This is a genomic window from Mesorhizobium sp. M2C.T.Ca.TU.002.02.1.1 (genome assembly GCF_003997225.1).
Genome location: NZ_RZTO01000384.1, coordinates 1 through 5,649, shown reverse-complemented (window position 1 = coordinate 5,649; position 5,649 = coordinate 1). Strand labels below are relative to the sequence as shown.

The following is a 5,649-nucleotide window of genomic DNA, read 5'->3' as shown; positions in this document are numbered from 1 at the left end:
CGGAGAAGGTGGCCGCGAAGCGGCCGGATGAGGGGGAGTGACGGCTCAGATTGCCGCGGTGATGATGATCTCGACCAGATATTCCGGGCCGGCCAGCTTGGCTTCGCCGGTGGCGCGCGCCGGGGTGTGGCCCTGCGGCACCCACTTGTCCCATTCCGAGTTCATCTCGGCAAAGGTCTTCATGTCGTCCAGCCAGATGATCGCCTGCACGATCTTGGTCTTGTCGGTGCCGGCCTTGGCCAGCAATTCGTCGATGGTCTTCAGGATGTCGCGCGTCTGGGATGCGACGTTGCCGCCGGGCTGACCGACCTGGCCGGCCAGATAGACGGTGTTGCCATGAATGACGATCTGGCTCATGCGCGGGCCGACATCGATGCGACGAATGCTCATTGGAGGTTCCTTCGTTGTGGGAGTCGTTGCTCTTTAGAGTCCGGGCCGGCGCGGGGCAAGGCCGGCGGGCGCGAAACCAATTGAGCCAATTGTCCGGTTCCGAACGGCCCGCCTACACGGCGAGTTGACCGGACGTGTCACAATTCCGCCGGACCGCTATGTTGACTAATGTAATAACATCACATATCGACGGCGTATTCGAATTCGCGGACCGACGTTTGATGACCAATGCCTGCCTGACCTTCCGCGACCTGACGCTTGGCTATAACAGCCATCCGGCGATCCATCATCTCAATGGCATCGTGCGCAAAGGCTCGCTGACCGCCGTGGTCGGCGCCAATGGTTCGGGCAAGTCGACGCTGATGAAGGGCATTGTCGGCGTGCTGAAGCCGATGGAAGGCGCGGTGGTCCGCATGCCGGGTGTCCGCACCGCCTATCTGCCGCAGCAGTCGGAGCTCGACCGCTCCTTTCCGGCGCGCGTCGTCGACCTGGTTTCGCTCGGCCTGTGGCCGAAGCGCGGTATGCTCGGGCGCTACACCCGGGAAGACCGGGAGTCCGTCAGCAAGGCGCTGATGGCGGTCGGGCTCGGCGGCTTCGAGAAACGGCCGATCGACACGTTGTCGGGCGGCCAATTGCAGCGCACGCTGTTTGCCCGCGTGCTTTTGCAGGACGCCGACCTCATCCTGCTCGATGAGCCGTTCAACGCGGTCGACGCCAAGACGGTCGGCGACCTCATCCAGTTGATAAAACGCTGGCATGGGGAGGAGCGCACCATCATGGTCGTCGTCCACGACCTCGATCTGGTGCGGCAGAATTTCCCCGAAACGCTGCTGCTTGCCCGCCAGCCGGTCGCCTGGGGCGACACAAAGGAAACGCTCAGGCCGGAAAACCTGCTCAAGGCAAGGCGCTTCCACGAGGCGTGGGAAGAGAACGCGCCCTGGTGCGAGCCCGAGGATCATGATCATAGCCATGATCACGCGCATCACGATCATGCGCATGATCACCATCACGACCACCAGCACGGCTCCGGACCGAGGGCGGCGTGATGGATTTCGTCTACGGCCTCTTCATCGCGCCCTTTGCCGATTTCGCCTTCATGCAGCGGGCGCTGTTCGGCTCGCTGATGCTGTCGCTCGGCGCCTGCCCGGTCGGCGTCTTCCTGATGCTCAGGCGCATGAGCCTGTCGGGCGACGCGATGGCGCATGCCATCCTGCCGGGCGCGGCCGCCGGCTTCCTGCTCTATGGGCTCGAGATCCTGCCGATGACGGTCGGCGGGCTGATCGCCGGCATCATCGTCGCGCTCGGCGCGGGCGCCGTCTCGCGCTTCACCATCCAACGCGAGGACGCCTCGATGGCGGCCTTCTATCTCATTTCGCTGGCCGTCGGCGTGCTGATGGTGTCGATCCGTGGTTCAAGCGTCGACCTCATGCATGTGCTCTTCGGCACGGTGCTGGCGCTCAACAATGAGGCGCTGATCCTGATCGGCGGCATCGTGGCGGTGACGCTCGCCTGTCTCGCCATCTTCTGGCGCGCGCTGGTCGCCGAATGCCTCGATCCGCTGTTCCTGCGCTCGGTGAGCCGCATGGGCAGCCCGGTGCATTTCATCTTCCTCGGGCTTGTCGTGCTCAACCTTGTCGGCGGCTTCCAGGCGCTCGGCACGCTGCTCTCGGTCGGGCTGATGATGCTGCCCGCCGCGGCGGCCCGCTTCTGGACCGTGCGCGTGGAGCCGATGTGCGGGCTGGCGGTGCTGATCGGTTTTGCCTCCTGCATCGCCGGGCTGCTTTTGTCCTACCATGCGTCGCTGCCCTCCGGCCCCGCGATCATCCTTTCGTCCGGCGTCGTTTATTTCTGCTCGATCCTGTTCGGCACGCGCGGCGTGCTGCGCGCCCGCATCGTGCATCACCGACACCGCACCGCCTGACCCCAATCCCCAAGCAAGGAGACTCTCCCCAATGTTGAAATCCTTCCGTGCCGCGCTGGCGTTGAGCGTTATAACATTAAGCGCGTTCGCAACATCCTCCGCTTTCGCGGCACCGCTGAAAGTGGTGGCAAGCTTCACCGTCATTGCCGACTTCGCGAAAAATGTCGGCGGCGACCGGGTCAACATCACCACCATCGTCGGGCCGGACGGCGACGCGCATGTCTATGAGCCGAGCCCGGCCGACGCGGTGGCGATGGCAGGCGCCGACGTCGTGCTGGTCAACGGCTTGCATTTCGAAGGCTTCCTGCAGCGCCTCGTCGACGCCAGCGCCACCAAGGCCGCGATCATGACGCTGACCAAGGGTGTCACCCCAATCGACTTCAAGCCGGAATTCGCCGACGCGGACGCGGCCGAAGAAGCCGACACCGGCGGCGGCAAGACCGTCACCGACCCGCACGCCTTCCAATCGATCGCCAATGCCAAGATCTATGTGAAGAATATCGCCGAGGCGTTCTGCGCGGCCGACGCCGAGGGCTGCGACAGCTACAAGGCCAACGCCGCCGCCTACACCACCAAGCTCGATGCACTGGAAGGCGAAGTGAACGCGGCAATCCAGTCGATCCCACAAGCCAAGCGCGTCGTCATCACCTCGCATGACGCCTTCGGCTATTTCGAGCATGAATACGGGCTGACCTTCCTGGCGCCTCAGGGCATCTCGACCGATTCCGAGCCGTCGGCCGCGGACGTCGCCAAGCTCGTGGAGCAGATCAAGCAGGATAAGGCGGCGGCGATCTTCATCGAGAACATCACCAATCCGCGGCTGATCGAGCAGATCGCCGGCGAGACCGGCATCAAGGTCGGCGGCACGCTCTATTCGGACGCGCTGTCGGGGTCGGACGGCCCGGCCTCGACCTATATCGACATGATGCACAACAACATCACGCAGATCAAAGGCGCGATCCTGGGAAGCTGAGCGACGCGGCATCCAACCGGGCCGACACCGGCCCGGTTGGATTTTTCGATCGGTCGTCGCTATTTGGCAGGGAATTCCTTCAACGCGGATTGCCGCCTCTCTCCCGGAGTGGCAAGACTGCCGCCAAAGAGATCGCGAGGACGACACCATGGAATACCGCCAGATCAGCGACGACTATTCGGTCTCCGGCCAGATCCAGCCCGAGGATATCGCCGCCATCAAGGACGCCGGCTTCAAGAGCGTGATCTGCAACCGGCCGGACGACGAGCAGCCCGGCCAGCCTTCGGCCGAAAGCGTTCAGGCCGCAGCCGAAGCGGCGGGGCTGACGTTCCGCTACATTCCGGTCATCAGCGGCCAGATCACCATGGACAATGTCGAGGACCAGGCCGCCGCGCTCGACGAGCTCGAAGGGCCGGTGTTCGCCTATTGCCGGTCGGGCGCGCGCTGCACCAACCTTTACGGGCTGATCCAGCAGCAGCGCGGCTAAATAGGCAGCGCACCGGTTTCCTTGAGTGTTTCCAGCACGATCGCCGTCTTCACGTGCTGCACGGATTCATGCGGCAGGAGCACGCCGTTAACGAACTCCGAGAGTGATTTGAGGTCGGGCGTCACGACCTTCAGGATGTAATCCATCTCTCCCGTTAAGGCGTGCGCCTCCTGGACCTCGGGGAGGCGGGCGACCAGCTCGCCGAAGCGGCGGGCATTGTCGCGGTTGTGGGTGGCCAAGGTCACCGAGATGACGTTGACCAGCGAAAAGCCCAAGCGATCGCGGTCGAGCACCGCGCGATAGCCCTTGATATAGCCGTCCTCCTCCAGCCGCAGACGGCGGCGCGAGCATTGCGAGGGCGACAGGTTCACACGCTCCGCCAAATCGTTGTTGGTGAATCGCGCATCGTCCTGCAAAAGCGCCATTATCTTGCGGTCGAATTGATCGAGGCGCGCATCATCCATGAATTCTTCTCCATTCACGCACAGTTTGCGCGCATGATGCGCATTTCAAGCGGTTGAATGCAAGCACCGTGCGGAGGTGTCGGGCTATCATGGTGGAAGATGGTCAAGCCCGGCCAAAACAGCTTTCGGAGGACTGCCATGGGCCCCTTCCCGCACGACGCTCCACCCGCCAAGATCAGCAAGCAGAACCCTGCCGGCACCGACGGCTTCGAATTCGTCGAGTTCGCGCATCCGGAGCCGGCAAAGCTCGCCGAGCTCTTCACCCGCATGGGCTATGTCGCGGTGGCGAAGCACCGCAGCAAGGACATCACGGTCTGGCGGCAGGGCGACATCAACTATGTCGTCAATGCCGAGCCCGGCTCGCATGCGATGAAGTTCGTCGAAAAGCACGGCCCCTGCGCCGCTTCGATGGCGTGGCGCGTGGTCGACGCCAAGCACGCCTTCGACCATGCGGTGTCGAAGGGCGCCATGCCCTATGAAGGGACCGACAAGGCGCTCGACGTGCCGGCCATCGTCGGCATCGGCGGCTCGCTCATCTATTTCGTCGAGGCCTATGGCGAGAAGGGCTCGGCCTATGATTCCGAGTTCGAGTGGCTGGGCAAGCGCGACCCCAAGCCCGAAGGCGTCGGCTTCTACTTCCTCGACCACCTCACCCACAATGTCTATCGCGGCAACATGGACAAATGGTGGGACTTCTACCGCGACCTGTTCGGCTTCAAGCAGATCCATTTCTTCGACATCGACGGCAAGATCACCGGCCTTGTCAGCCGAGCCATCACCTCGCCCTGCGGCAAGATCCGCATTCCACTGAACGAATCCAAGGACGAGACCAGCCAGATCGCCGAATATCTGAAGAAGTACAATGGCGAGGGCATCCAGCACATCGCGGTCGGCACCGACGCCATCTACGAGGCCACGGACAAGCTTGCGGCCAACGGGCTGAAATTCATGCCCGGCCCGCCCGACACCTATTACGAGATGTCGCATGAGCGCGTGCATGGCCATGACGAGCCGATCGAGCGCATGAAGAAGCACGGCATCCTGATCGACGGCGAAGGCGTGGTCGACGGCGGCATGACCAAGATCCTGCTGCAGATCTTCTCCAAGACCGTCATCGGGCCGATCTTCTTCGAGTTCATCCAGAGGAAGGGCGACGAAGGTTTTGGCGAAGGCAATTTCCGCGCCCTGTTCGAGTCGATCGAGCAGGACCAGATCAAGCGCGGCGTGATCAAGCTGGACGGCAAGGCGGCTTAGAGCCGAAAACCAAACCGCCGGCTAAAGGCCGCCTTCAGACTGCTGACAAACCCCGTCGAATTTCGGCGGGGTTTTGTTTTTTGTGATTGAAGCGTTTGAGAAGTTCGTGTCAGGAGATTTTGACAGGAGGCGCCGAGCCCTCATGCGAGGCTTGGTTTTG

At 62.8% G+C, this 5,649-nt stretch carries 7 protein-coding genes; 5 read left to right on the top strand and 2 right to left on the bottom strand.

What is annotated here, in order from left to right; translation table 11 throughout:
* Nucleotides 1–45: 45 nt before the first annotated feature.
* A complete protein-coding gene (locus EOD07_RS19975) occupies nucleotides 46–390 on the bottom strand; it encodes a RidA family protein (protein WP_040986553.1) in 345 nt (114 codons plus the stop codon).
* 221 nt (nucleotides 391–611) lie between these two features.
* On the opposite strand from EOD07_RS19975, the gene aztA reads away from it, so the two are divergent.
* From aztA to EOD07_RS19955, 4 genes are all read left to right on the top strand, one after another.
* Nucleotides 612–1,436: a zinc ABC transporter ATP-binding protein AztA gene (gene aztA / locus EOD07_RS19970; protein WP_040986555.1), complete on the top strand. Its 825-nt coding sequence runs from the start codon at nucleotides 612–614 to the stop codon at nucleotides 1,434–1,436.
* A complete protein-coding gene (gene aztB, locus EOD07_RS19965) occupies nucleotides 1,436–2,311 on the top strand; it encodes a zinc ABC transporter permease AztB (protein ID WP_040986685.1) in 876 nt (291 codons plus the stop codon). The genes aztA and aztB overlap by 1 nt, the downstream gene beginning before the upstream one ends.
* A gap of 31 nt (nucleotides 2,312–2,342) precedes the next feature.
* On the top strand, nucleotides 2,343–3,284 hold the full coding sequence (gene aztC, locus EOD07_RS19960) for a zinc ABC transporter substrate-binding protein AztC (protein ID WP_127236691.1): 942 nt from the start codon (nucleotides 2,343–2,345) through the stop codon (nucleotides 3,282–3,284).
* Between the two features lie 148 nt (nucleotides 3,285–3,432).
* Complete coding sequence (locus EOD07_RS19955) at nucleotides 3,433–3,771, top strand: TIGR01244 family sulfur transferase (protein ID WP_127236690.1); 339 nt, start codon at nucleotides 3,433–3,435, stop codon at nucleotides 3,769–3,771.
* On the opposite strand, the gene EOD07_RS19950 is transcribed toward EOD07_RS19955, so the two are convergent.
* Nucleotides 3,768–4,235, bottom strand: coding sequence for an Lrp/AsnC family transcriptional regulator (locus EOD07_RS19950; RefSeq protein WP_040986687.1), 468 nt, complete (start codon nucleotides 4,233–4,235; stop codon nucleotides 3,768–3,770). The genes EOD07_RS19955 and EOD07_RS19950 overlap by 4 nt on opposite strands.
* 138 nt (nucleotides 4,236–4,373) lie before the next feature.
* On the opposite strand from EOD07_RS19950, the gene hppD reads away from it, so the two are divergent.
* Nucleotides 4,374–5,489: a 4-hydroxyphenylpyruvate dioxygenase gene (gene hppD / locus EOD07_RS19945; RefSeq protein ID WP_127236689.1), complete on the top strand. Its 1,116-nt coding sequence runs from the start codon at nucleotides 4,374–4,376 to the stop codon at nucleotides 5,487–5,489.
* Nucleotides 5,490–5,649: the final 160 nt, after the last annotated feature.

Bases quoted from the DNA above. Each gene is read 5' to 3' on its own strand.
- EOD07_RS19975 (WP_040986553.1), bottom strand. From the start codon at position 390: ATGAGCATTCGTCGCATCGATGTCGGCCCGCGCATGAGCCAGATCGTC.
- EOD07_RS19950 (WP_040986687.1), bottom strand. From the start codon at position 4,235: ATGGATGATGCGCGCCTCGATCAATTCGACCGCAAGATAATGGCGCTT.
- aztC (WP_127236691.1), top strand. From the start codon at position 2,343: ATGTTGAAATCCTTCCGTGCCGCGCTGGCGTTGAGCGTTATAACATTA.
- aztA (WP_040986555.1), top strand. From the start codon at position 612: ATGACCAATGCCTGCCTGACCTTCCGCGACCTGACGCTTGGCTATAAC.
- hppD (WP_127236689.1), top strand. From the start codon at position 4,374: ATGGGCCCCTTCCCGCACGACGCTCCACCCGCCAAGATCAGCAAGCAG.
- EOD07_RS19955 (WP_127236690.1), top strand. From the start codon at position 3,433: ATGGAATACCGCCAGATCAGCGACGACTATTCGGTCTCCGGCCAGATC.
- aztB (WP_040986685.1), top strand. From the start codon at position 1,436: ATGGATTTCGTCTACGGCCTCTTCATCGCGCCCTTTGCCGATTTCGCC.